The organism is Rhodococcus sp. IEGM 1241 (assembly GCF_033142365.1).
Classification (GTDB): Bacteria; Actinomycetota; Actinomycetes; order Mycobacteriales; family Mycobacteriaceae; genus Rhodococcus_F; species Rhodococcus_F erythropolis.
In genome coordinates this window covers 380,452-405,046 of record NZ_JAWLSE010000006.1, presented here as the reverse complement: position 1 = coordinate 405,046, position 24,595 = coordinate 380,452, and the positions used below count along the sequence as shown (strand labels likewise).

Below are 24,595 nucleotides of genomic sequence, written 5' to 3'. Positions count from 1 at the left end.
GCGTTCTCAGGTCTAGCGCACGCCGAGACGTGCGAGCAGATCTGCTTCGACGCCGTCGAGTTCGGAAGAAATTGCCTGGTGAGCTGCCTTACGGCGAGCCTGCGGCATCTGCTCGGCCGCGCGAACTGCCGTGCTGAGATCGCCGAGGCGCTCACGGATGGCGGCGGCAAAACGCTGCGTCTCCGCATCGTCGGGCTTGCGGCTGAGGATCTCGGTGACCGAGCTCTCGGCGCCGGCGATACGAGCGCTCAACTTCGCGCCGTGACCGGTGTAGTCACCGAGCTGGTCGACGGCGATGCCCATCTTCTGCGCGCGCGTGGTGTCGAGCTGGGCGCGCACAGCCGTGGCAGCGCGGTAGGCGATCGGCAGGAGAACGGGGGCAAGCAGACGTGCCACACCCAGGTACTTACGCACCTTGGCGACAGTCAGGCCCTGATTCGCAGCGGCTTTCTCCTGCGCCTTCAGGGTCGCGATCTGCGCCTTTTCGATCTTGTGCTGTGACTCGATCTCGGCTTTCTCCAGCTTCTTGAGCGACTTGGTCTCGACCTTGTCGCGCTTACGCTGGCTCTTGGCGTTGAGCTTCGCCTCGACCTCAGCCTTGTGCTTGAGAGCCTTTGCCTCCGCCTTGCGGGTGGCACGAGACTTTCGCTTCTTGAACAACCCCATCGAAAAGGACCCCGTTTCCAGGTGTTTGTGTGTTGCCAGGTACCTGCGCTTCGGCTTCAGCCTAGGGGAGCACATAATCTTCGTCATCGTGTGTTCCGTTAACAACCCCGCGCCCCAGCCCCCGATCATCGATTCGGGGGCGTTGACCCGATGCCGTCATCGGGTGCGTCTGGACGGGTTGTTTCCCGGGAAATCGGCTTCGGAACCCGTCGACACCGGCGTCAAGCAGCGCCAGGATGCCGCGATCGCGAAGCGCGCGGAGATCGCCGAACTCGTGATCGGCGATGCTCCCGAGCGTTGGGTGAAGATCAACCCCGATCAATCGGCGTCGGCTCAGGCTCGTGACACGCTTGCTGCCTGTGAGGCCGGCGCGGACCGGATCTGGGGCGCGGTCTTGCCCGTCGAGCGCGACACCGGACGCAAGGGCCGCTGCGAAATGCTCATCCGTGACGACGAGGGCGGCGGGTACATCCCCGTCATTGTCGTCAATCACAAGGTGACCGATCCCGGCCAGGGCGCGATCACCTCGGGGCTCTTCGAATGGGAGCCCGCGGTCGATCCCAAGCGCAAGGTCCGCAGTCAGGTCCGCGATCAGATGCGCGTCGCGCAGGTCTATCGGATGCTCGAGCGTCGTGGGCTGGCGAGCCCGTCGCTCACGGCAGGCGCGATCGGATACAACGGAGACTGCGTCCTCGTCCACGATCTCAGCGCGATTCTCGACGACTACGACGAGCGTTTCGCCGACCGCATCGCTGTTGCCCGCGGTGAGGTGCTGACGTCTCCGTCACAGGTGAGCGAGTGCAAGTCGTGCCCGTGGTGGACCGAATGCAAGCAGGAGTTGGTTCGCAACCGCGATGTCAGCCTGGTGGCTGTCGGATCGCGAGCGGAGCTTCTGCGCGACGTCGGCTGCAACACGATCGATCAGCTGGCCGCCTGGGACGGTGAGCCGCTCGAGGATTGGCCGCACGGAAATTTCGACGACGCAGTAGTGATCGCCAAGGCGTGGTTGGCAGATGCTCCGTTGGTGCGGCGGTTCGAGAAGATCTCGGTGACTCGGGCGGACATCGAGATCGACGTCGACATGGAGAGCTATCAGGAGCACGGCGCCTACCTGTGGGGAACGCTGCTCAATGTCGGTGGCTTCTCGATGTATCGAGGATTTGCGACGTGGGATCCGCTGCCGACGCGTGACGAGGCGCGGTCTTTCGCGGAGTTCTGGGGCTGGCTGATGGCGGAACGTGCCGCAGCCGCTGCTTCGGGTAAAACCTTTGCTGCATACTGCTATTCGCGTTCGGCCGAGGACAAGTGGTTGTTGGACTCGGCGCGCAGGTTTGCCGGTGAGCCCGGGATTCCGAGCAAGGACGAGATTCGTGAGTTCATCGACAGTCCGCAGTGGGTCGACATCTATCAAGCGGTGAGTGATCAGTTCATCTGCCCGAACGGCAAGGGACTCAAGAAGATTGCCCCCGTCGCCGGGTTCAACTGGCGTGACGCCGAAGCCGGTGGTGAAGCGTCGATGGCGTGGTACCGCGAGGCGGTCGGCTACGACGGTGAGCCGGACGAGACGCAGCGGACACGCATCCTGCAATACAACGAGGACGACGTCATTGCCACCAAGGTTCTACGTGAGTGGATGACGGACCGCGCGGAGAAGGAAATTCCGCTGGCTTCCGAGTTGTAGCGCCGATCCGTTCTGTCGCTATTGTCTGAAACATCCTATTTAACAGTGTGTTTCAATTCGTAGTTTCTCGTCATCGTGTGTCCCGAGCCCGCATCCGCGCTACCTTCATCTGGTCGGCTCCACGATGGAGGGTGTTGCATGCTGAGCAGGCTGACTTCGAGTGCGAGCGACGCCGATCTGTCTGACGTCGAGCGGCGCGACCTCTTCTCTCGCCAGGTCCGTCAAGTGACAACGGTAGCTCCGCTGGCCAACGTCGCGAATTTCTTCAGTGCGTGCGCTTTGTTGGCCTATGTCGTGCCGCCGGCACACGAAGAGTTCCGCCTGATCTGGGGAGCGGCAGCGCTCGCAGTCATCCTCAATTCGGTGCGTGTGTGGCTGCCGAGGGCCATTCAGGGAGAGAGGTATTCGCCCAAGCACACGACCCGGTACGACTACTGGGCACTCATGCTCGAAGTGGTACTGCTGGGTGTTTTGTACACGATCCTCGCGGCCGAGATGCTTCCGGTGATAGACGGTTCACGAAAGCTGGTTCTGATCGCGACCATCGCCGGTGTGGTGGGTGCCGGTGCAGTTGCGCTGTCGACTGTTCGGTCGCTGGGTTTGGCCTGGATTCTGGTGCACGGCCTGGGATTGTTATTCGTCATGCTTGCCGGGGCGACGGCCGAGTACTTCGTCCTTTCGTTTCAACTCGTTGTCTACATCAGTATTCTGTGCGTCGGCGTCGTGTACCTCTGGGCGTCGTTCCGAAGTCGTTGTCTTGCCGAGTTCGAGGCTGCTGCCGAGCGCCAGACGGTCAGTTTGCTTCTCGACGATTTCGAGGGCGGGTCACGCGATTGGCTGTGGGAAGTCGACACCACCGGGACGTTGTCGCACACCTCCGCTCGGCTGTCGCAGATCTCGGGAGTCTCTGTCTCCGACCTGCGAACCCTGTCGCTGCGCGGATTGTTGGATCGGCTCGACGTCGGTTCGACGAAGAGTGGACGAGCCGCGGTCCACGTCATCGGAGATCACCTCGACCGCCTCATGCCGTTTCGAGAGGTCGTCATTCCCGTTCGTGTCGGCGGCGTCGACCGATGGTGGTCTCTGTCGGGTCATCCCAGGCTTTCCGAGGCCATGGAGTTCGTTGGTTGGCGAGGCGTGGGCTCGGACGTCACCGAGAAGTACAACTACGAGCGGCGAATTCTTTGGCTTGCTGCAACCGACGGACTGACCGGGCTCCCGAATCGCCGGACGTTCGGCACGGAGCTGTCCGACGCGCTCGGCGCTGTCCGGACTGGCGAGCAGGTTCTTGTCGGCATCCTCGACCTGGACAATTTCAAGTCGGTGAACGACACGTTAGGACACCCCGTCGGCGACAAATTGCTGATTTCCGTTGCTGCACGGCTCAATCGGGTGGTCGACGGTGCAATGTGCGCCCGAATCGGTGGCGACGAATTCGGCGTCGTCTTGCGGGGAACAGGGGACGGCGGCGAGGTGTTTGCTCGCTATCTGGGCGCACTGCGTGAGCCGTTTTTCGTGCGGGGGAATCGCATCGAGGTTCGTGCATCGATCGGTTATGCCAGCTCGCCGGCAGATTCCGAAGACGCGGACACGCTTGTCATGTCCGCGGACCTGGCGCTGTATGCCGCAAAATCCGCCGGCAAGAACCGGGTCGGAAAATACTCACCGGCGCTGCGGGCGCGGGCCAGGGAACGAGCATCGGCCCTGCAAGAGCTTGGGCTCGCGATCGAGTCTCGGCAGTTCGAGCTGTACTACCAACCGCAGGTTTGTGCGGACACCGGCCGCGTCGAGGGTTTCGAGGCACTGCTTCGCTGGAACCATCCGGTGCGGGGAGTGCTTGCGCCGCGCATTTTCATCGATGTCGCGGAGGAGACAGGGTTGATAGTCCCGCTGGGGCTGCAGGTTCTGCACATGGCGTGCGCCGAGGCGATGACGTGGCCCGATGACACCTACGTGACAGTGAACGTCTCTCCGGTGCAACTGATGTCGTCCGGCTTCGGATCAGCAGTCAACGCTGCGCTGGAGGCATCCGGTCTGTCCAGCAAACGGCTTCAGCTGGAAATCACAGAGACGGGAGCGGTAGAGGAGCTTGCCGTCACCGAGCTGGATCGTCTGCGTGCCACCGGAATTGCGATTGCCCTGGACGACTTCGGAACCGGCTATTCGTCTTTCGAGAGTTTGAAGAAACTGCCGTTGGACATTCTGAAGATCGACCGGTCGTTCATCACCGAACTGAGCGAGGGTGATTCGGCAGTTGTCACTTCGGTGGTCGAGGTGGCGAAGGCGCTCGGTATGCAGTCATTGGCGGAAGGCGTGGAGACGGCCGACCAGCTGAGGCTCTTGCTCACCGCGGGTTGCGAATTGGTTCAGGGTTACTACATCAGCCGACCGATGCCGGCGACGGAAGTGGCCGAGTACCTCAGCGCAACTGCCCAATCCAGCGGTGGGTATTTTCATTCGTTCTGACAACCGTGCGCCTTTATTAACCGCGGGCGGTTAATAAAAGCGCACAGCAGGGAGGTTAGCGCGGCGCCATGCGCAGGGCGCCGTCCATGCGGATGGTCTCGCCGTTGAGGTAGTCGTGTTCGACGATCATCTGCGCGAGCTGTGCGTACTCGGACGGCTGGCCCAGACGCGACGGGAACGGGACGCCGGCTTCGAGGCCCTTGCGGTACTCGTCGGTGACACCTGCGAGCATCGGGGTGTCGATGATGCCGGGAGCGATGGTGTTGACGCGGATGCCGAACTGCGCGAGGTCGCGGGCAGCCGGAACAGTCATGCCGTGCACGCCACCCTTGGAAGCGGAGTACGCGATCTGGCCGATCTGTCCTTCGAAGGCGGCAACGGAAGCGGTGTTGATGACAACGCCGCGCTGGCCCGACTCGTCGACGGCCTCGGTCTTGGCGATGGCGTCGGCGGCCAGGCGCATGACGTTGAAGGTACCGAGCAGGTTGACGGTGATGACCGTGCGGAACAGCTCGAGGTCGTGCGGGCCCTTCTTGGACAGGATGCGTCCGGCCCAGCCGACACCGGCACAGTTGACGACGATGCGCAGCGGGGAGCCCGATTCGACGATCTGGTTGATCGCTGCTTCGACCTCTTCGCCGCTGGTCACGTCGGTGGGGATGAGGGTGACGCCGGCGGGGACGTTGTCACCTGCGCGCTCGATCGACGCGGGCAGATCCAGGCCGAAGACGGTAGCGCCGGCGTCGGCGAGGCGCTTGGCTGTTGCGGCGCCCAGGCCTGATGCCGCTCCGGTGACCAGTGCTGCGGTTCCCTTGATTTCCAATTCGTGTGCTCCTCGAGTTAGCGATCGGTAAGGCGGTAGTGCGTGTCGAGAACCATAACGCGAGGGTGTATGTGAGGGCGAACGCGCAAGACCCGCGCCGGGCTGGGTACCTTGGACGCGAGGTCTGAGAGCAAAGCACCGGACGAGAGGGGACCTGCGTGAGCAAGGCGCCTGTGCGTCCCGCCGCTTCTGTCGAGAATTTCGAGCGGTTGCAGCGCGACCCGCTCTTCGAAGATCTTGCCGAGCTGATTGCCGAGGTTCTCTCCTACGCGTTCGACGCGCCCGCCGCCGTCGAGATCGAACAGTGGACGATCAGTTGCCTGCCTTCGACAAATCGATCGGCGGAACGCCATCGCTTGTTCACTCTCAACATCGGTCCGATGGAGATTCTGAGCGTCGAGTGCCATCTGGTCGGCGGTAAGCCGATCGAGCACGTCATGTCCGTGTACGTATCCAGTTCGGCATTGGAGTCGCGAACCGGCTGCAGCATCGAAGAACTCGATGCCAAGCACGATCTGGTCGCCATCAGACGCACGGAGTTGGCGTCGGCCGACGGCGACGGGACCGTGATCGACTGCAGCCTCGAGGACTCGGATGCGTTGGAGCAGTTTGCTCAACTGCCCGTCGACATGACGACGGTTCGTCCACTCGCGGAGCATCTTGTTGCCAAGGGCAAGGGTCCATTTCGGCAATATCACAACTCCGGGTTCGCCAAATATGTACTGGAAAGGTCGCTCGACCATGGTTGATCAGTTGCCCATCCGCCTCCCGCGTGTGCTGCGAGACGGGGACGATGCCGGCGCGGTCGACGTGCTGCAGGAATACTTCACGAGGCCGCTCCGAAAGACGGGCTATCTCCGTACCGGTGCGCTGTGGGATTCCTGGGATCCCAGTGGCAACCGCGATCGTGATGCGAACATCTTTACCGCGGAAGATCTTGTTGCGGTGACGCTTCTGTCGGTTCAGGTTCCGGCGCAAGGGGCCTTCTTCCTACTCGGGGAGAACAATGCCGAACTGAACCGACTCCTGGCCGACGTGGGCCCCGATCGCGATCTGTCGAACGAACCCGATCCCTTCACTCCGGAATCTCCGGTGTGGCGGTTGGAGACGGCGCTTCGAGAGATTCACGGCGTCGGGCGAACCATGGCGTCCAAACTGATCGCACGCAAGCGTCCGCGGCTCTACCCGATCTACGACGACGTCATCGGGCGGGAGTTGGGAACGAAGGCTGCCCATGTGGAACCGGTACGAGAGGCCTTGCACGACGGAGAATTACACGTGCGATTGCTCGACTTGCGAGTTCGGGCCGGACTGGACGATGCCATTCCGGCGATCCGGGTGCTGGATGTGCTCGCCTGGATGCAGGGTAAGGGATACAAACCGGCACTCTAGCTTTCTTGTCGGTGGGCAGGTCTAGTGTCGAATGTATGTTCGATAATGGATCGACGGGCGGTGTGGGGGCAGTCGTAGATGACGGCCGTCCTGTCGTCGATCCACTCGTGCTGCCGGACATGCTCTTTGCAACGGCGCAGAGCGAGAACATGCTGGCCGCACAGAAGGTGCTCGGTGCATCCATGTTGTCGGAGTCGAGATTCAATGCGGAACTCGACGTGTCCGGTGATGTCGACAAGGCGTGGCGGATCGCGTGCAACGAGATCGCGGTCATGCTCACGTGTTCGCGGCGCACAGCCGAAGTTCACATCGAGATCGGTGACGCCTTGCGCGAGTTCCTTCCGCTCACCAAGGCCGCATTTGCTGCCGGCGAGCTGGACTATGCGCGCGTGCGCAAGATTGTCGACGGACTCACCGGGGTCGACCCCGAGGCGATCGCAGCACTCGAGCGCCGGGTACTTGCCTCGGCGCACCGTCTTCCGCCCGGGCAACTGGAGCGCGACATTGAACGTCAGCTCTTTGCCTACGATCCGGACGCTGCCGCCGAACGTCGCCGGAAAATGCTGGAACACCGCGATGTTCGCACGCGTGCAGACCGTCACGGACTCGCCCAGTTGCAGGCAACACTCAGCGCGAACGAGGCTGTCGAAGCGCTTGGCCTGATCAACGAGGCCGCCGGAAGCGTCTGCAACCACGATCCACGAAATGCCTCGACGCGCCGGGCCGACGCGCTGGTTGCTCTCCTGCACGGTGAGAACGGGCTGACTTGCCAGTGTGGCAGCGAAACGTGCGAGGCAGCATCCCCATCAGGTCGATCAACTGCGCCCTCACGTCGGAAGCCGTTGCTGCACATCGTGTGCGATCTGGCGACGCTCCTCGGGTTGACGTCAGATCCCGCGAGTATCGACGGGTACGGGCCAATCGATCCCGACTTTGCTCGCGAGCTTGCCGCCGATTCCACTTGGCAGGCACTGTTTGTCGACTTTCGCTCTCAGGCCGCCGGGAATCGACCGCGTCGGCAACATGCTCCGACTGTCCTGCCGCTTGTCACCCGACGTGATCGCCTGAGTCGCGAACCGAAAGGCTGCGGAGATCGGATTCGGGCGATGCAACGGTTGGTCGCGCGAGCCCCGGACATAGTTCGAAGATCGGATGGGCATGGCGCCCAGCCCGATCCACCTCCCGGCGCGCTGACCTATGCTCCGGGAGCGGCTCTGGCCGCATTGGTGCGGGCCGTCGACGGTCACTGCCGATTTCCTGGCTGTTCGGTGCCCGCGAGCAGGTGCCAACTCGACCACATCACCGAGTTCGATCCTTCCGATCCGAGACGCGGTGGGTGGACCATTGCGAGCAACCTCCAATGCCTGTGTCGTCATCACCATCAGGTGAAGACCTACAGGTTGTGGACGCCGGTAATGCTGGAGGATCGTGCCATTCACTGGACCGATAAAACCAGCGGGTTGACGGCTGTCACGGTTCCGGAGAGGCGCTGACTTCGAAGATGGTCTCCAGACCGTCTTCTTCGTCCCACTGCTCACCGACTTCGTTGAAACCGTACTGGCTGATCAGATTTCGCGATGCGATGTTGTCCGGGCTGATGGTCGCTCGAACGATATGCACTTCGGATTGGCGACTCGCGACGTCGAGAAGTATCTCGAGGGCAGTTCGTGCGTAGCCCAGTCGCCGGAATGCCGGGTCGATGCGATATCCGATCTCCACCATCCCGCGCGCATCGGGGCGACCGTGGAATCCGGCCAACCCCACCGGCGTCGAGGTGCGGGCATCGACGGCGATGCGGGTGATCCACGCGCTGTCGAGTGGGTTCCCGGTTATCTGCGTGCTCCGGTAGCGCCACAAGCCCTGGCATTCTTCGCCGAGGAGATACGGGGTCAGGAGGTTGGGTTCGAGTTCCATTGCGAGAGTAGCGTTGTCTTCACCCAGTGCATGTAGGGCGAGTGATGGAACCCGGATCAGTTGAAGTCCACGTCCGTCGAGTGCCCAGGGTAGTTCGGTAACTGTCACAGGTCGGCGATCGGAGTCGACAGAGTTATGTCGACGCCGATGCTCCGAAGATTGCCGTCCAGAACCTGCCAGATGGAGCGCCCGAGAAACTCGGCCAATTCCGCACTGGTCACATCGGAACCCGGCTGGCTGAGCCAACGGTTGACGCTGACGTCGACCAATCCGATGACGCCGAAAGCCAAGGGCTCCGCCATCTTCGACGATTTGCCGCGGCTGGCGAGGATCGCACCCAACAGGTTCCCCAATTGGACGGCGATGGCTGTCTTGGTTCCGGTCACCACTTTCGAACCGGTTGCCCGCGTACTCGGCGAGCCCTTGCCTAAAAAGTGGTGCAGTCGTGGGTATTTCACAATCCACTGGAGGTAGGTCTCGACTGCCCGTGAGATAGCCTCGCCGACCGTACCCTGCGGCGTGAGGGTGGGTGTCAGGTCGGTCATCATCATCTCGAGGATGCGAACTCGCAGCTGCTCGTCGAGGTCGGCTCGATCCTTGAAGATCCGGTAGACAACGGAACGGGGGACGTCGGCGCGCTCGGCGATCTGCTGGACGCCGACGTCGGCGCCACCTTCGTTGACTGCATCGAGTGCTGCGTCGAGGATCCGCGCTTTGCGCTGCTCCTTGTGATCGTTCCAGCGAGTGCTGCGCCCGTCGGGCTGCGCCGACTCGGCTGTTTTTGTCATAAATCGAACGATACTCACCCCGCCATTGACTGGACAAGATGTCTCACATACTTTGGTGGGACAGCGTGTCACACACAGATACCGTTCTCTTCAGGAGTGGCAATGAGTAACAGGGTTTTTGTCGTCGGCGTCGGCATGACGAAGTTCGAGAAGCCGGGAGCCCGCGAGTGGGACTACCCCGACATGGCACGCGAGTCGGGTACCAAGGCGCTCGAAGACGCGGGTATCGACTACACCGAGGTCGAGCAGGCATACGTCGGCTACGTCTACGGCGAGTCCACCGCAGGTCAGCGGGCTGTCTACGAGCTGGGTCTGACGGGCATCCCCATCGTCAACGTCAACAACAACTGTTCGACGGGATCGACCGCGCTCTACCTCGCCACGCAGGCAGTCAAGAGCGGTCAGGCCGACTGCGCACTGGCGCTGGGCTTCGAGAAGATGCAGTCCGGGTCCCTCGGGTCCACCTACGACGACCGTGAACAGCCACTCATGCGGCACCTCCTCGCTCTCGCCGAGCTGCAGGAGTTCGCGATGCCGCCCGCTCCGTACATGTTCGGCGCCGCGGGCGTCGAGCACATGGAACGCTTCGGAACCACTGCAGAGCAGTTCGCGAAGATCGCCGTCAAGAACCACAAGCACTCACTGAACAACCCGTACGCGCAGTTCCAGGACGAGTACACCCTCGAGCAGATCCTCGAAGCACGCCAGATCCACGGGCCGCTCACCAAGCTCCAGTGCTCGCCTACCTCGGACGGATCCGGCGCGGCGATCATCGCCAGCGAAGCATTCGTCGAGAAGCACGGGCTCGCTGCTCAGGCGATCGAGATCGTCGGACAGGCCATGGTCACCGACATGAACAGCACCTTCGAGGACAAGAGCGCCATCAGCCTCGTCGGCGCCGACATGACTCGTAAGGCCGCTGAGAAGGTATACGCGCAGGCCGCGATCACCGCCGATGACGTCGACGTCATCGAACTCCACGACTGCTTCTCCACCAACGAGTTGCTGACCTACGAGGCACTCGGACTGTGCGCCGAAGGTGACGGCGGCAAGCTCGTCGACGCCGACGACACCACCTACGGCGGACGCTGGGTGGTCAACCCGTCCGGCGGCCTCATCTCCAAGGGTCACCCCCTCGGCGCAACCGGCCTTGCCCAGTGCGCCGAACTCACCTGGCAGCTCCGCGGAACCGCCGACAAGCGTCAGGTCGACGGCGCGAAGGTCGCTCTCCAGCACAACATCGGACTCGGCGGCGCAGTTGTCGTGACCGCATACAAGCCCTACGCACGCTGAATCACACCCACAACCCGCCAGCTACCCACTAGGAGTTTCATCATGGCTTCCGTTTCCGTCTCCGCTGTACTGCCCGCATCCCCCGAGAAGACCTGGGATGCGCTCTCCGACCTGTCTCGCTGGGAAGAGTGGCTCACCATTCACCAGGGCTGGAAGAGTGAACTCCCCACCCAGGTTGCGTTGGGCGCCAAGTTCACCGAGGTCGTCTCCGTGATGGGTATGGCAAACAAGATCGAGTGGACCGTCGAAGAGGTCGAGGTTCCGAAGATGGTCAAGATTGCCGGTACCGGAATGGCCGGCGTCACCGTCGAATTCGTTCTCTCGGTCGAGGCCGACGGTGCCGGTTCGAAGGCAACCGTCGACGCCAGCTTCAAGGGCACCATGATCGTCGGGCCGATCGGCAAGGCAGTTGCCAAGAACGCCAAGGCTGATCTCGAGGCCTCGCTGGCCAAGTTCGCCGAGCTGGTCGGGTAACGGCTCAATGACGACACCGAAGACCAACGCGGTCGAATTCGATACGTCCGGGCTGGACGTATGGACCGACCCGGAGCACTTCGAGGTGACAGCCGAGCGCATCGCTGAATACGCCGCTGCCACCAACGATCCCATCGAGCGACACCTGAAGGGCGAGATCGCTCCACCGGTCTTCGCGGTGGTACCCGTCTTCATGTCGATGGCACCCGCTGCGCTGTCGGTGGCGCCGGTCGAACTGCTGATGAAGCTCGTTCACGGTGAGCAGGACTTCCTGTTCCACCGTCCGATCTACCCCGGTGACCACCTTGTCGCTCGTGCCAAGCCCATCGGATTCGAGGGCCGAGACAACGGATCCACCGTCGTCATCTACGTCGAAACCAAAACCGACAAGGGTGAATTGGTCAACGAGCAGTGGATGACGGCCTTCTTCCGCAAGGTCGACGCGGGCCCCGGACTTGGCGAGAAGGCTCCCGAACACCGATTCGACGACGCTCTTCGCGCTGGTAGTCCCGCAGCGGTGGTGAACCAGCATATCGACGAGGACCAGACATTCCGGTACTCACCGGCTTCCGGCGATCCGATGCCGATTCACCTCGACGAGGAGATCGCTCGGATGTCCGGTCTCCCCGGAATCATCAACCACGGACTGTGCACGATGGCGTTCACGTCGTGGGGAGCCCTGACCGAACTGGCAGGCGGCGAGACCGAGCGGTTGCGCCGTCTCGCAGTGCGATTCGCGAAACCCGTACTCCCGACACAGGACATCGAGACGGCGTTCCACAAGTCGGGTTCGGCAGACGGAGCCACGTCGTACTCGTACGAAACCAGCGCGGTCGGCGACCTCGTGATCAAGGACGGCCTCGCGGTCATCGCCGACAAATGAGTCTTCATGTCCGACAACTGAACTGATGGGAATCTGAACTGATGGGAAGTCTCGACGGTCGCGTAGCGATCATCACCGGAGCAGGACGCGGCATCGGCCGTGAGCATGCGCTGCTCTTCGCTCGTGAGGGTGCGAGCGTCGTGGTCAACGATCTCGGCGGAGCAAACGACGGTTCCGGTGCAGATGCCGGCCCCGCGCAGCAGGTAGTCGACGAGATCGTCGCTGCAGGCGGCAAGGCTGTTGCCAACACCGACAACATCGCCACCTGGGACGGCGCCGACGGCCTTGTCAAGCAGGCCGTCAGCGAGTTCGGCCGACTCGACGTACTGGTCAACAACGCGGGCATTCTCCGTGACGCCTTCATTGCCGGCATGGACGAGAGCCAGTGGGATGCAGTCATTGCCGTGCACCTCAAGGGTCACGCAGCGACGCTGCACCACGCTGCCGCGTACTGGAAGGACCAGAGCAAGGCAGGCGAGACCGTCAACGCTTCGGTCATCAACACCGCTTCGGCTTCGGGTACCTTCATGCCCAACGCGGGCCAGGGCAACTACGGCGCCGCCAAGGCGGGCATCGCAGCCCTGACTCTGGTGGCCGCTGACGAGCTCGATCGATACGGCGTGCGTGTCAACGCTATTGCGCCGATCGCGCGTACTCGGCTGACGCTGGCGACACCCGGTATGGGCGCGTTGTTCGCCGCCGAGGTCCCCGAGGGTGAGTTCGACGCGTTTGCGCCGTCCAACATCTCCCCGCTGGTGGCCTATCTTGCGGCAGCGGATTGCAAGCTGACCGGCAAGGTGTATGCCGTTCAGGGTGGGGCCATCACGGAACTCGCCGGCTGGCACGGTGTGAACACCATCGAGAGCGAGGGTCCCTGGACCACCGCCGACCTCGCAGAACGTCTGTAAGCGCATGGCACGCAACGCATACGAACTCGGCCTCGGGCTGAGTGAGGAGCACACCGCACTCGCAGATTCGGTGCGGTCATTCGCCGAGCGCACCATCACCACCGAGCAGGTGCGCGCGGCGGTGGAGTCGAGGACCGAGGACAAGTTCCCCGAGTTCTGGACGGCACTGGTCGGGCAAGACCTTCTCGGGCTCGCGGTTCCGGAAGAACAAGGTGGTCACGGCGCCGGTCTGCTGACCTTGGCGGTGGCACTGGAAGCATTGGGCCGCACTGTCTCTCCCGGCCCGTTTGTTCCGACAGTATTGGCAAGCGCCGTTCTCGGTGCCGCCGATTCCAAGGCGGGACCCGAGTTCCTGCCGGGTCTGATCGACGGAAGTCGTACGGCAGCAGTCGCCTTGGGTGCACCGTTGACGGCCGAGTCGTCGGACGGCGGATACAAGATCACGGGCGCACTCGACGGTGTGCTCGGTGGTGAACACGCCGACGTGTTGCTGGTCCCGATCCAGTTGCCCGAGGGTGTCCGCTACGCGGTGCTCGAGAGCAGCGCAGTCGCGATCACCGTGCAGGACAGCATCGACGTGCTGCGCGGCAGTGCGCGGATCGAAGCTGACAATGTTCAGATCAGCGCCGAACGGATACTCGACGGTCTCACCGAGGCGCGGGTACGGTCCATTGCCGCAGTCGTTCTCGGTGCCGAAGACGTCGGCGTCATGTCCTGGTGTGTTTCCACTGCGTCGGAGTACGCCAAGACACGCGTGCAGTTCGGGCGACCCATCGGCCAGTTCCAGGGCGTCAAGCACAAGTGTGCGCAGATGGGCATTGCGCTCGAGCAGGCACGCGCCGTTGTGTGGGATGCGGCAAGCGCATTGGACAAGGGCGACGACACGGCAGATTTTGCCGCCGATATCGCCGCAGTCATCGTGCCGGACGCCGCAGTGCAGGTAGCGCAGGATTGTGTGCAGGTCCACGGCGGCATCGGATTCACGTGGGAGCACGACGCCCACCTGTACTACCGTCGCGCGCTCTCGATCCGCGGCATTCTCGGTACTCGCGAGGATCGCGCCAATCGTGTTGCGCAGCAGGCACTTGACGGTGTCAGCCGGGCTTCGGTTCTCGAACTGCCGCCCGAGGCAGAGGAGATCCGCGGAGACATTGCGGCTGAGCTTGCCCAGTTGGTCGATCTCGACGAGGACGACCAGCTGATCGCGCTCGGCGACGGTGGCTGGGTTCAGCCTCACCTGCCGAAGCCGTACGGGCGCAGCGCCGCTCCGCTAGAGCAGATCGTCATCTCCCAGGAGATCAAGGCTGCGGGTATCTCGATGCCGCAGCTCCTGATGGGCACCTGGGCCGTGCAGGCCGTCGTAGCGCATGGTTCGGACAAGCAGAAGCAGGAATTGGCAATACCGACCCTGCAGGGTGAGCTGGTGTGGTGCCAGCTCTTCAGTGAGCCCGGTGCGGGTTCCGACCTCGCATCACTGTCGACGAAGGCCGAAAAGGTCGACGGCGGTTGGAAGATCACCGGTCAGAAGATCTGGACCACGGTTGCTCAGTTCTCCGACTGGGCAATGCTGATCGCCCGTACGGACGCCACCAAGCCGAAGCATCAGGGCATCACCTACTTCGTGCTCGATATGTCGACACCGGGCATCACCGTCCGCCCGCTGCGTGAGATGACGGGTTCGGCGTTGTTCAACGAGGTGTTCCTCGACGACGTGTTCATCCCCGACGAGAACGTGGTCGGCGAGGTCAACGACGGCTGGAACGTCGCACGTACGACGCTGGCCGGCGAGCGCGTCGCACTGAGCCAGAAGATGGAGGCGTACGCCTCGGACTCCGATCTACTGAAGTTCGCGAAGTCGGCAGACCTGAGCCCGATCGGGCGCTACCGCGTCGGCGAGCTGGTTGCCGAGAGTCAGGCGATCGACCTCATCGGCTCCCGCGTTGTGCTCAAGCAACTTTCGGGGATCGACGTGAGTACGACGTCGAGCGTCGGCAAGCTGTTGGCGATGAAGATCAGCCAGTCGATCGCCGAGTTCGTCGTCGCCGAACTGGGTGCTGCCGGAGCGGTCAGCATCCCAGGTCAGCCAAGCGACAAGGCGATGGAGCAGCTCATTTCGGGCCGTGCCACCACCATCTACGGCGGCACAACCGAGGTGCAACTCAACGTGATCGGTGAGCGCATGCTCGGATTGCCGCGAGACTGAGGGTATTTACCGGTGAGGCTCAGTCCTGGATTCTTCTCCAGGGCTGAGCCTCTTCCAGTTCGAAGGCCAATTCGAGGAGTGTGCGCTCGTCGCCGAGATCGGCGGAGAAATGCGAAGCCAACGGCAAACCGTTGCTGGTCTGGTGCATCGGTAGCGAAATCGCGGGACCACCGGAGATGTTGTTGAGCGGTGTGAACGACGTGTACGCGATCAACTTGTCGAAAAGCTCCTCGAAAGGCTGAGCGGGAGAGAGGTATCCGAGCTCGGGGGTGGTGTGCCCCAGAGCCGGCGAGAGCACGACGTCGTACTTCAAGAACATGGCGCTGTACTGCTGCTGGAGCCGTCGCAGGCGGTAGAGCACGCGCGGCGTCTTCACCAGGTTCTTCCGGTACAGCGTGTACAGGCCCTTGGTGAGATTGTCGGTGCCGGACTTGTCGAAGTCGGGCCCGAGCATCTGTTTGCCACCGGTGGAGATGGCAAACGACAAAAAGCCCCAGTAGATGCTGAAGTCGTCGATGAATTCCGGTCCGACGGGCAATGCCGCGTCCTCGACGTGATGGCCAAGGCCGGCAAGGAGTTCAGCCGTAGCTTCGACGGACTTGCGTGTCTCGTCGTCGGTCTTGGTGACCGTCACGGAATCGGTGATCACGCCGACGCGCAGGCGGGTTGAGCTGGGTCCTTCGATCAGACGAACCGGTGCGAGTCGTGGATTGCGGTAGTAACTTTCGGCCGCTGACATCCATCGTGCGGTGTCGCGAACCGTGCGGGTGACGGCGCCCTGAGAGATCAGCCGGATCGGCATCGACTTGTCGGCCGGATCGGCGATGGTACGGCCGCGAGTGGGTTTGAGTCCGACCAGTCCGCAGGCAGCAGCGGGAATACGAATCGATCCACCACCGTCGTTGGCGTGCGCGATCGGGAGGACTCCGGCAGCAACCAGTGCGGCAGCGCCACCCGAGGAAGCGCCCGACGAGTAGGCCGGGTTCCACGGGTTGTGCACGGGTTCTTCCGTCATGTACTCGGTGGACGCACTGAATCCGAACTCGGGCAGTCGGGTCTTGCCGATCGAAATGGCCCCGGTGGAGAGGAACTGCTTCGCGAAATCGCTGTCAGCCTTGGCGGGGACTGCTGTGAAGGCGGTGCTGCCCTGCTGGGTGGGAAGGCCGGCGCTGTCGGTGTTGTCCTTGATCGCGGTGGGCACACCGGCGAAGATGCCCGCGGCCGGCCGGTTGCTCCTGGCAAGGGCGCGATCGAAATCTGTGCAGGCCAGACCGTTCAATCGCCCCTGCACTGCCTCGGCGCGCGCGATCGACGCCTCCATGACTTCCCGTGCGGTCACCTCGCCTGATTCGATCCGGGCGGCGACGCCGGTGGCGTCGAGATCGCCCAGGGCGTCATCGGTGAATGCGTGGACGGGGGTGTTGGGGCTCATGGGGATCCTTGTCAGGCGGAGGCACTTAGGTCGTCCGTCCAGCATATTGGACGGACGACCCCTGAGTGGCGCTATCTGTGGATTGCGGTATCAGCTACCGAAGATCGTCACAGCCTGCTCTGCTGCCTGCGGTGCCTGCTGGAACAGGCCCTGAGGGATGAACTGCTGAGGAATGAACTGCTGGGGACCCAACTGCTGGAAGTTCGTGACCATCGGGTGGATGACGTTGTTGAATACATCGTTGAACATGTGTTGCGTCCTTCGGTTACAGCGTTTTTCGAACTTCTGACTCCATCGACACTAAGCACGGTTCGGGTGGGTTTCAACGAAAATCACTGATACACAGTCAAGTTCAAGTTCATTGCCAGCTAGGGGCCAGGAATCGGCGTTTCTTCACAGCTTCGACGAGGTGCCATGCAGGTTCTTGGCTGTCGGGGATGTCTCGACGGATTTGGGATCGGGGTACGTGCCCAGTACGCGATCGGCCGTTCCCGCGGTGGTGACGGTGAACCAGTAGTGCTCGTTCTTGAAGTGATGGTTGCGATGGTTGCGCCAAACCGACCGGTAGAGAGCAGTTTTCGGCTTGTAGTCACTGTGGATGAGGAAATGAGTCCACTCGTAGCCGAGACCGAGTACGGAAATGCAGGTCAGGAAGGTCAGACCGAGTTCGACGCGGGGAAACGCCAGGAGTGCGACGGCAGTCAGGACGGGAATCACGATCAGGAGCGTCTGCCACGGAATGAAGATGAGTGAGACGGTTCGCGGGGCGAAATGGTGCTCCCGATGGCTGCGCGCCAGGCGTGAATCGAGGGTGACGCCGGCAATGGTCCGCGGCTTCCAGTGGAGAACGAAGACGTGAATAATCCACTCCACGAAGGGAAATGCGGCAAGCATTACGAGCGGAACAAGGGCGTCGGTGATCTGCCAGTTGCCCAGCGTGAAGCGCGCTGCCGCGGCGACCACCAACATGGTGCCGATCATCCACGGCGTCGGTGACTTGCGGAACGTCCGTGCTGCGTCGGCCAGAGTGAGAGGCTTGCTCATGGTTTCAGTCCTTCCAGGAAGGTGAGAGCATCGCCGATTGCCGTCGTACCGGTGTGAAGGAGCTGTGCGGCTGACGCCTCGGCAGTTGACTCGTCGTGTGAAGTGATGGCGGAGGCCAGTTTTCGATACAGGTCAGTCTGGCCGACTTCGGCGACCATGACGGAGGCAAGTGCAGTCATGGCCGGTTCGTATGCAGCGCGCAGGCTGTTGAAGATCAAACGGAAGGCAATGGAATCCGCGCTGTCGACGACGACGTCCCAGAACGCCAGAGCGCGGTCTTGCAGCTCTACCGGATCTTCGGTGGCGCCTAGTTGATCCACGGCCGTGTCGAGTTCTCGGGCAGATTCCGCGGAGATGCGACGGGCGGCCAGCACCGCGATCTGCGGTCCCATCAACTCGCGAGTTTCCAGGACGCTGCGCACCACGGTCAGGTCGGGGACGCCGTCTCGAACCAACAACTGGGGGAGAAGTTCGGGTCCGGCCTGGCGCCGGAAATCTCGCACGGACGTGGACTCGCCCTGGCGGACCTCGACGAGCCCGGCCTGGGCGAGCTTCTGAATTGCCTCGCGGACTGCGGGCCGCGAGACACCGAATGCCTCGGCGAGCTTGCGCTCGCTGGGTAGCGCCTCACCCGCGGCCAACTCTCCGGCCAGCACTTTCACTGAAATCTGGTCGAACACTGCGCCGGAAGCGGAGGTACGTGCAACGGGTTGGAACATGTACCGACCGTAAACGCTAACTGGTGAGAGGTCAAGTGGTATGACCAGTTAGCGTCACTGCAGGTTGCGAGTGGTGTCCGCCAACTTGTTCAGGAAGTCCGTGTAGGTGAGTGCGAATCCCACCTTGTCGTCGTAGTCGAGCGGTGCAACATTGCCGGCGGCCACGGCTGGAACACGATCCCACGCCGGGTTGCCCGGCCAGGAGTCGAGATTCTGGGCGACGACGACATCGGCGTCGGCGAGCACATCCGCATTCTCCCAACCGAATTCGGCGCTGTAGCCGCCGATCGCGGCCGACTGAGCGGCGGTGATCGCGTCGTTGGACAAGATCGTGTAACCGAGTGACGACGCTACGTCGACGGTCAGGTTGTTCGGGGTGTTGAACACGAAGAACTTGTCCTCGATCAGCGATACGAAGGCGATCGTCTTGGTCTGCGCGACGGAACCGACGTCGTCGCGGGCAGTGGCGAGAGCGTCTTCGTACCGCGCCTGTGCTGCCGAGGCGGCGTCGGTCTTGCCCAGTAGTGCCAGTTGCTCGCCCATGAATCCCAGAGGCCCGCCGAGTGATTCGGTCTCCTTGTCGGGCGAGCTGCCGTCCTGGATCACCAGAACCGGTGCGACGTCCTCGAAAGTGAGGTTCTGTGACTTGTAGCTCTCGTACCAGCCGACGGAGATGAGGATCAGGTCCGGGTTGTAGCTCAGCACGTCCTCCTTACTGAGATTGCCGCCCAGATGCCCCGCATCGGCAGGGACCTTGGATGCGAGATGGCTCGACTCGTCGTAATCGAGGGCGACGATCGGGTAATCGGCGAGAAGTGCGAACTCGAGGGACGTCCGGGAGTCGATGACAACCACTCGCTGCGGGTCGGCAGGTATCTGGGCGGAGTACCCCGCGAAGCTGTAGTCGATGGTCTCGGCCGAAGGCGAGGGCTGGTCGTCGGACGAGCTGCACGAGGCGAGCGTGCCGATCAGGATCGCGCCGACCGCGAGCGCGATAGACCTGGCAAAACGGCGGCGGTGGTGCATCTGTGGTGTTCTCCAACGTGTTCGGGCAACATGGTTTGCCTTGCCTAACAACGCTAACGTGTCACCCGTGCGGGTTTGGTGCCATTCTGATGCGGTTTCATGACAGGTGAGAACGAGCGGAAGTACGCGGCGGGGGTGTGGCCGATGACCTGCCTGAACAGGTCGATGAATGTTCCAGGGTTGGCATACCCGAGGCCGCGGGCCACGGCGACGACAGGTTTGCCTGCGGCAATCTCGATCAATGCAACGCGGACGCGCACCAGAATTCGCCATTGAGTGAGCGTCGTGCCGGTGTCGGCCTGGAAGCGGCGCATCAAGGTCCGGCCACTCACGCCGATGGTGCGAGCCCAGTCGGAAGTGGTGCGGTCGTCCGCCGGATCGGCGATGATCTGCTGGGCAATCGAAAGAAGGTCAGGCGTTCTCGGCAACGGAATGTCGAGACTCGCGGCCTGAACGGGATGGATGAGGTCGATTGCCACCTGCTGTAGCCGTAGTCGCTTCAGGTCGGGCATGGCGTTGTTCTCGTTGTGTAACAACACCTCCCGAAGTGCACCGGTCATGGGTATGCCGACTATCGAGTCCCAATCGGTGTCGATTCGATCCGGCGTCAGGTACGTCGCGAAGATGACGGCGCCGTCGTCGGAGCGGACACGGTGCGCAGTGCCGGCAGGAATCCAGATGCCGAGCATCGGCGGAACCATCCAGAGGTGTTCGGACGCTTCGAGGGTGACGGTCCCACCTGCCGACCACAGCAGTTCATGTTCGCGGTGGGTATGGAAATCCCAGACGCCCGTTGCCGTGCTCTTGAACCGGATGGTGCTGACGGACCACGGCTCCGCGACGATCCGGTTCGGGGTGGACACCGGCTCGTTCCACGTCGACGGTTCCAGGGTCGGCGCTCCCCACAACATGATGCCGGGGAAGTCCTGTCGCGAAGGCGTCACGAACCAAGAACGTACCGGCTTCCGGCCGTCGACCGAGGGGGTGCGCGTATCGATGGCTCGATCGAAACAGTGGTTGGCCATGACGCTTCACCGTAACAGTGCAGGTGAGAGTAATTTTAGGTAGCCCTAATTCGGATACCGTCAGGAAACCCATGACATCACTTCTCTTGCCTACCGCTGATACCGATGCCGAGTTCGCTCGCATCACCGCAGCACTTACCCGACGCGGTTTCCTCGGGGCCGGTGCCTTGGCGGGGATCGGATTGCTCACGGCCTGTGGAACCAGCTCCAGTGAATCGGCCGAGGGCTCGATGCGCACCATCAACACGGCCCTGGGGCAGGTGGAGGTTCCCACCAACCCGCAGCGAGTGGTCAGCGCCGATTACTACACGGGCCCCGCGATGTTCGACGCCGGATTCACGCCCGTCGGATTGCCGGTGGACTACGAGAACGCCGACGGTGTCCCGGAACCGTATGCGTCTGCCCTGCGGTCTCTTCCGAAGGTGGGACGCTGGTACGAGCCCAACGCCGAGGCGATAGCGGCTTTGTCTCCCGACTTGATCGTGATGACCAACCTCCTTTCGGAGAACAACCCGGATCTTTACGAGCAGATCCGGTCGATTGCACCGACCGCAGTTTTTGCCGAAGACGGCCAGTACGCGTGGAAGGAGCGCGCCCTCGGGGTCGCGGACGCACTCAACCAGAGTGCGAAGGTTCAAGAGTTGGCAGACCGGTACGAGGCGCGGATCGCGAAGTTCCGCAGCGACAATGCTGACGTGTTGAGCAAGGTGAAGGTCGTCTACACCACGTACTTCGAGGAGAGTGGTTTCTCGCTGTACTCGCCGACCAAGTATCAGACGACGGTCATCAGCGAGGCCGGGTTCCAGTTCAACGACCGCTCACTCGCAATTCCTGCCGGCAGCAACGAGTGGTTCCCGAAGGAGCAGTTGGAGCTACTCGACGAAGCCGACGTCATCATCACCAACAGTGGCAAGGGCCCCATCAACGAGAAGTTGGCGAACGACACCATCTTCCAGCGTCTGCGCGCCGTCAAGAACGATCAGGTGTACTCGTTCGACTACGAGGGCGTCGCGTCGTTCGGTTGGGCCCTGACGTTCCTCGAGCAGTTCCAGCCGATTGCTGAGGAGATCAGAGCCAAGCTCTGATCTCCTCAGCAATCAAGAGGAAGCCGGCGCCACCACGTCCAGCCTCGGTTGATGCTGGTCGGTGTATGCCCACGGGCGGATCTTCTCCAGTGCTTTGCCGATCCGGAACACGGTCGGTTCGTCGTACGTATGGCCGACGATCTGGACGCCCGTGGGAACGCCGTTGTGTGCGTGTCCACTGGGCACCGCTAGTACGGGGCACCGATTGGCGACGTTGAACGGCAACGTGAGAAGTGCTTCGGCGGTGGTGTTCACGTGCTGGCCCGCAACCGTGAGGCCGTCGAGCAAAGACTCGCCTGCCGGGAAGGCGATGGTGCCCGAAGTCGGGCAGATCAGCGCATCGAATGGAGCCATCGCCTCGGCGAGCTCTCGTTGCATCTGGGTTTCTTTGCGAAGGCCGTCCAGAAATGACATTTCTGCAGCGCCCTTCGACGTGATCGCGACGTTGTCGAGCGTGTAGTCGGCAAGAAGATCACCGTGGACGCGAGCAACTTCCGCGACGGATGCACCCATGATCGTTCCGAAATGGACTTTCACCGCTGCTGCCATCGAATCACGAGTCCACGGCAACTCGATCTCCTCGACGATCGCGCCGGCATCGACCAACGACTGTGCGAGAGCCCGGGTGTTCGCCTCGATGTCAGGCTCGATCGGGAAGTCGCCGAGCCGCACGCACAGGGCAATGCGCATTCCCTCGACCGACGGGTACTCGTGTGGCAGCGTGATCGCCGGCCTGAGGGAAGAATGGTCACGCGGATCCGGCCCGATCAGAACGTTGGCCAAAAGAATTGCGTCGTCGACAGTTCGGGCCATCGGACCGTCGCCACGGTAGGAATCCATGGACAGCGGGGCGACCCCGGGAATGCGGCCGTACGACGCTTTGAGCCCGACGGTGCCGGTGAAGCCTGCCGGGCCCCGCGTCGACCCGCCGATATCGGATGCTGTTGCCAGAGTGGTAGTTCCGGCAGCGAGGGCGGCGCCCGCGCCTCCGGATGAACCGCCGGGACTGTAATCGAGGTTCCAGGGATTGCGAGTCACGCCCCACAGTGGAGAGTGCGTGAACGCCGCAACACAGAACTCCGGCGTCGTGGTGCGTGCGTGAATCAAGCCGCCTGCTGCCAGAACTCGATCGATCACCGGTGCGTTCTCGCGGGCGATGTTTCCGCGTGCCGCCAGCGAACCTTCGGTCAGAGACTTTCCGGCAATAGCGTGTTTTTCCTTGGCAGCTACCGGAATTCCCTCCAGCGGCCGCGGATCGGGTCCGTGGCCGAGATATCGGCTCTCAGCTTCCCGAGCGCCGATGAGTGCCTCCTCGAACATCTCTTCGGTGAAGGCATTGATGTGAGGTTCGAACTTCTGGGTTCGGTCGACGACTGCTTGTAGCAGCTCGACCGGAGACAATTCTCGCGTGCGAAAGTGTGCAATAGCTTCGGTGGCGCTGAGGTAATGCAGGTCGTCTGACATGGCGTTATCTCCCTGGAGAAGTATGTGTAGGAATCACGCGCTTCGCGCAAGGGCGCCCAGTGCGGCCGCAGTCATAGCCGTGACACCTTCGGGTAGTGCCGCGGCCGGATCCGGCGCGAAGCGCGGTGAGTGATTCGAGGGTGTGCCGGGAGGAATCCGTCCCTCGGCGAGTGCGGCGAGAGCTCTTTCGTCGAAACTCCGAAGCGCCGTCCCGCCGAAATGCCAGAATACGGAGGGGCATTGGGCAGCAGTGCCGAAGACTCCGAAGTCCTCGCTGCCTGAAAGCGGTTGCGGCAGGGTGTGCATTCCCAATCCTGCCCGGCGTAGGTCGGACATCACCGTGGACGTTGCGTCCGGAGTGTTGACCGTGGCCGGAAAGCCGTTGTACGCATGAACGTCCGGCGCTTCGGCGGCGCCTGCTCCGTCCGCTTCTGCGCGAGCGATCCGGCCTACAGATTCGAGCATGTGTTCTCGCGACGATGCACTGAAAGTTCGCAGACTGAGTAGTAGTTCGGCGTCGTCGGCAATGATGTTCGCAGCTGTGCCGGCGTGCAATGCCCCCACCGTGAGCACGGGTGCCGTCGGGGTTGCCGCTTCATGAGCGACCAGACTTTGAATGCGCAGCGCGAAAGATGCTGCCATCAACAAGGGGTCGATGCACGCGTACGGCGATGACGCATGTCCACCACGGCCGTGAAAAACCACTCGAACCGTGTCGGATGCTGCCATCAAGATGTCGGGTTTGCTGACCAGCATCCCAGCCGGAGTCGGACCCACGTGTTGTCCCAGGCAGAGGTCCGGTCGCGGGAAACGGTCGAAGATTCCGTCGTCGACCATCGCACGAGCGCCGGACCCGGTCTCCTCGGCAGGCTGGAAGACCGCGACAACAGTGCCGGTGATCGACGTCGGATCCGCGGAAAGTGCTGCGCACGTGGCAAGTAGCGCGGTGACGTGGACGTCGTGGCCACACGCATGCATGACGCCATCCGTCTTGGAGGCGTATGACAACCCGGTGTCTTCTGCGACCGGCAACGCGTCCATGTCGGCGCGTAGCAGGATCACCGGCCCGCTGCTCCCTTGGAGAACACCGACGACACCCGTGCCGCCGACTCCGATCGTGACGTCCCAGCCGCCGATCCGCCGAAGCTCTTCGGCAACAAGTGCGGCAGTGCGAGTTTCGTTGCCGGACAACTCGGGGTGTGCGTGCAGGTCCCGGTACAGATCGAACCAGTGCGGCTCGACGGTTCGCAACCGCGACGGGTCTCCGAATTCAAGATTCGAAAGCAGTTGGTTCATGGTCGATCTTCTT

General features: G+C 62.5%; 23 protein-coding genes. 11 read left to right on the top strand and 12 right to left on the bottom strand.

What is annotated here, in order from left to right:
* Positions 1-12: 12 nt before the first annotated feature.
* Positions 13-666: a DUF6474 family protein gene (locus tag R4P70_RS26005; protein WP_003944178.1), complete on the bottom strand. Its 654-nt coding sequence runs from the start codon at positions 664-666 to the stop codon at positions 13-15.
* 124 nt (positions 667-790) lie between these two features.
* Here R4P70_RS26005 and R4P70_RS26000 point away from each other — a divergent pair, with 124 nt between their 5' ends.
* Both R4P70_RS26000 and R4P70_RS25995 read left to right on the top strand, forming a co-directional pair.
* Positions 791-2,347 (top strand): TM0106 family RecB-like putative nuclease, encoded by a 1,557-nt coding sequence (locus R4P70_RS26000; protein ID WP_317832652.1) that lies wholly within the window; start codon positions 791-793, stop codon positions 2,345-2,347.
* A gap of 138 nt (positions 2,348-2,485) precedes the next feature.
* Positions 2,486-4,813 (top strand): bifunctional diguanylate cyclase/phosphodiesterase, encoded by a 2,328-nt coding sequence (locus tag R4P70_RS25995; RefSeq protein WP_317832488.1) that lies wholly within the window; start codon positions 2,486-2,488, stop codon positions 4,811-4,813.
* A gap of 55 nt (positions 4,814-4,868) precedes the next feature.
* Here R4P70_RS25995 and R4P70_RS25990 read toward each other — a convergent pair whose 3' ends face one another.
* Positions 4,869-5,636, bottom strand: a complete 768-nt coding sequence (locus R4P70_RS25990; protein WP_003944195.1) for an SDR family NAD(P)-dependent oxidoreductase — start codon at positions 5,634-5,636, stop codon at positions 4,869-4,871.
* A gap of 158 nt (positions 5,637-5,794) precedes the next feature.
* Between R4P70_RS25990 and R4P70_RS25985 the strand changes: the two genes are divergently transcribed.
* The 3 genes from R4P70_RS25985 to R4P70_RS25975 are packed head-to-tail and all read left to right on the top strand — an operon-like array spanning position 5,795 to position 8,521.
* Positions 5,795-6,385: a hypothetical protein gene (locus R4P70_RS25985; RefSeq protein ID WP_029254163.1), complete on the top strand. Its 591-nt coding sequence runs from the start codon at positions 5,795-5,797 to the stop codon at positions 6,383-6,385.
* A complete protein-coding gene (locus R4P70_RS25980) occupies positions 6,378-7,028 on the top strand; it encodes a DUF6308 family protein (RefSeq protein WP_084325541.1) in 651 nt (216 codons plus the stop codon). The genes R4P70_RS25985 and R4P70_RS25980 overlap by 8 nt, the downstream gene beginning before the upstream one ends.
* A 35-nt stretch (positions 7,029-7,063) precedes the next feature.
* Positions 7,064-8,521: an HNH endonuclease signature motif containing protein gene (locus R4P70_RS25975; protein WP_317832486.1), complete on the top strand. Its 1,458-nt coding sequence runs from the start codon at positions 7,064-7,066 to the stop codon at positions 8,519-8,521.
* On the opposite strand, the gene R4P70_RS25970 is transcribed toward R4P70_RS25975, so the two are convergent.
* Both R4P70_RS25970 and R4P70_RS25965 read right to left on the bottom strand, forming a co-directional pair.
* Positions 8,499-9,050 carry a GNAT family N-acetyltransferase gene (locus R4P70_RS25970; protein WP_317832484.1) on the bottom strand — a complete coding sequence of 184 codons (552 nt, stop codon included), beginning with the start codon at positions 9,048-9,050 and terminating at the stop codon, positions 8,499-8,501. The genes R4P70_RS25975 and R4P70_RS25970 overlap by 23 nt on opposite strands.
* The gene (locus R4P70_RS25965; RefSeq protein ID WP_020905717.1) at positions 9,047-9,730 is read right to left on the bottom strand and encodes a TetR/AcrR family transcriptional regulator; all 684 of its coding nucleotides are present in this window, start codon (positions 9,728-9,730) and stop codon (positions 9,047-9,049) included. The genes R4P70_RS25970 and R4P70_RS25965 overlap by 4 nt, the downstream gene beginning before the upstream one ends.
* A gap of 102 nt (positions 9,731-9,832) precedes the next feature.
* Between R4P70_RS25965 and R4P70_RS25960 the strand changes: the two genes are divergently transcribed.
* The 5 genes from R4P70_RS25960 to R4P70_RS25940 are packed head-to-tail and all read left to right on the top strand — an operon-like array spanning position 9,833 to position 15,491.
* On the top strand, positions 9,833-11,023 hold the full coding sequence (locus R4P70_RS25960) for a lipid-transfer protein (protein ID WP_317832482.1): 1,191 nt from the start codon (positions 9,833-9,835) through the stop codon (positions 11,021-11,023).
* 42 nt (positions 11,024-11,065) lie between these two features.
* Positions 11,066-11,497 (top strand): SRPBCC family protein, encoded by a 432-nt coding sequence (locus R4P70_RS25955; protein WP_019746343.1) that lies wholly within the window; start codon positions 11,066-11,068, stop codon positions 11,495-11,497.
* A gap of 7 nt (positions 11,498-11,504) precedes the next feature.
* Entirely contained in the window at positions 11,505-12,380 is an 876-nt protein-coding gene (locus R4P70_RS25950) for a MaoC/PaaZ C-terminal domain-containing protein (RefSeq protein WP_317832480.1), read from the top strand.
* A gap of 41 nt (positions 12,381-12,421) precedes the next feature.
* Positions 12,422-13,288 carry an SDR family oxidoreductase gene (locus tag R4P70_RS25945; protein ID WP_197941017.1) on the top strand — a complete coding sequence of 289 codons (867 nt, stop codon included), beginning with the start codon at positions 12,422-12,424 and terminating at the stop codon, positions 13,286-13,288.
* Between the two features lie 4 nt (positions 13,289-13,292).
* Entirely contained in the window at positions 13,293-15,491 is a 2,199-nt protein-coding gene (locus tag R4P70_RS25940) for an acyl-CoA dehydrogenase (protein WP_069146693.1), read from the top strand.
* 19 nt (positions 15,492-15,510) lie between these two features.
* Here the strand turns inward: R4P70_RS25940 and R4P70_RS25935 are convergent, their stop codons facing one another.
* The 6 genes from R4P70_RS25935 to R4P70_RS25910 all read right to left on the bottom strand — a co-directional run bounded on the left by R4P70_RS25935 (position 15,511) and on the right by R4P70_RS25910 (position 20,656).
* Positions 15,511-16,923, bottom strand: coding sequence for an amidase (locus R4P70_RS25935; protein WP_070796743.1), 1,413 nt, complete (start codon positions 16,921-16,923; stop codon positions 15,511-15,513).
* Positions 16,924-17,013: 90 nt separating this feature from the next.
* Positions 17,014-17,172 (bottom strand): hypothetical protein, encoded by a 159-nt coding sequence (locus R4P70_RS25930; protein WP_020905720.1) that lies wholly within the window; start codon positions 17,170-17,172, stop codon positions 17,014-17,016.
* A 144-nt stretch (positions 17,173-17,316) separates the two neighbouring features.
* Positions 17,317-17,967: a sterol desaturase family protein gene (locus R4P70_RS25925; RefSeq protein ID WP_317832475.1), complete on the bottom strand. Its 651-nt coding sequence runs from the start codon at positions 17,965-17,967 to the stop codon at positions 17,317-17,319.
* The gene (locus R4P70_RS25920; RefSeq protein WP_019746349.1) at positions 17,964-18,686 is read right to left on the bottom strand and encodes a FadR/GntR family transcriptional regulator; all 723 of its coding nucleotides are present in this window, start codon (positions 18,684-18,686) and stop codon (positions 17,964-17,966) included. The genes R4P70_RS25925 and R4P70_RS25920 overlap by 4 nt, the downstream gene beginning before the upstream one ends.
* A gap of 54 nt (positions 18,687-18,740) precedes the next feature.
* A complete protein-coding gene (locus R4P70_RS25915) occupies positions 18,741-19,712 on the bottom strand; it encodes an ABC transporter substrate-binding protein (RefSeq protein WP_197941019.1) in 972 nt (323 codons plus the stop codon).
* A gap of 53 nt (positions 19,713-19,765) precedes the next feature.
* Positions 19,766-20,656 (bottom strand): helix-turn-helix domain-containing protein, encoded by an 891-nt coding sequence (locus R4P70_RS25910; protein ID WP_198538398.1) that lies wholly within the window; start codon positions 20,654-20,656, stop codon positions 19,766-19,768.
* Between the two features lie 152 nt (positions 20,657-20,808).
* Here R4P70_RS25910 and R4P70_RS25905 point away from each other — a divergent pair, with 152 nt between their 5' ends.
* Positions 20,809-21,822, top strand: coding sequence for an ABC transporter substrate-binding protein (locus R4P70_RS25905; protein WP_019746353.1), 1,014 nt, complete (start codon positions 20,809-20,811; stop codon positions 21,820-21,822).
* A 12-nt stretch (positions 21,823-21,834) separates the two neighbouring features.
* On the opposite strand, the gene R4P70_RS25900 is transcribed toward R4P70_RS25905, so the two are convergent.
* Positions 21,835-23,286: an amidase gene (locus R4P70_RS25900; RefSeq protein ID WP_317832468.1), complete on the bottom strand. Its 1,452-nt coding sequence runs from the start codon at positions 23,284-23,286 to the stop codon at positions 21,835-21,837.
* A gap of 33 nt (positions 23,287-23,319) precedes the next feature.
* Entirely contained in the window at positions 23,320-24,582 is a 1,263-nt protein-coding gene (locus R4P70_RS25895) for an amidohydrolase (RefSeq protein ID WP_317832466.1), read from the bottom strand.
* Between the last annotated feature and the right edge of the window lie 13 nt (positions 24,583-24,595).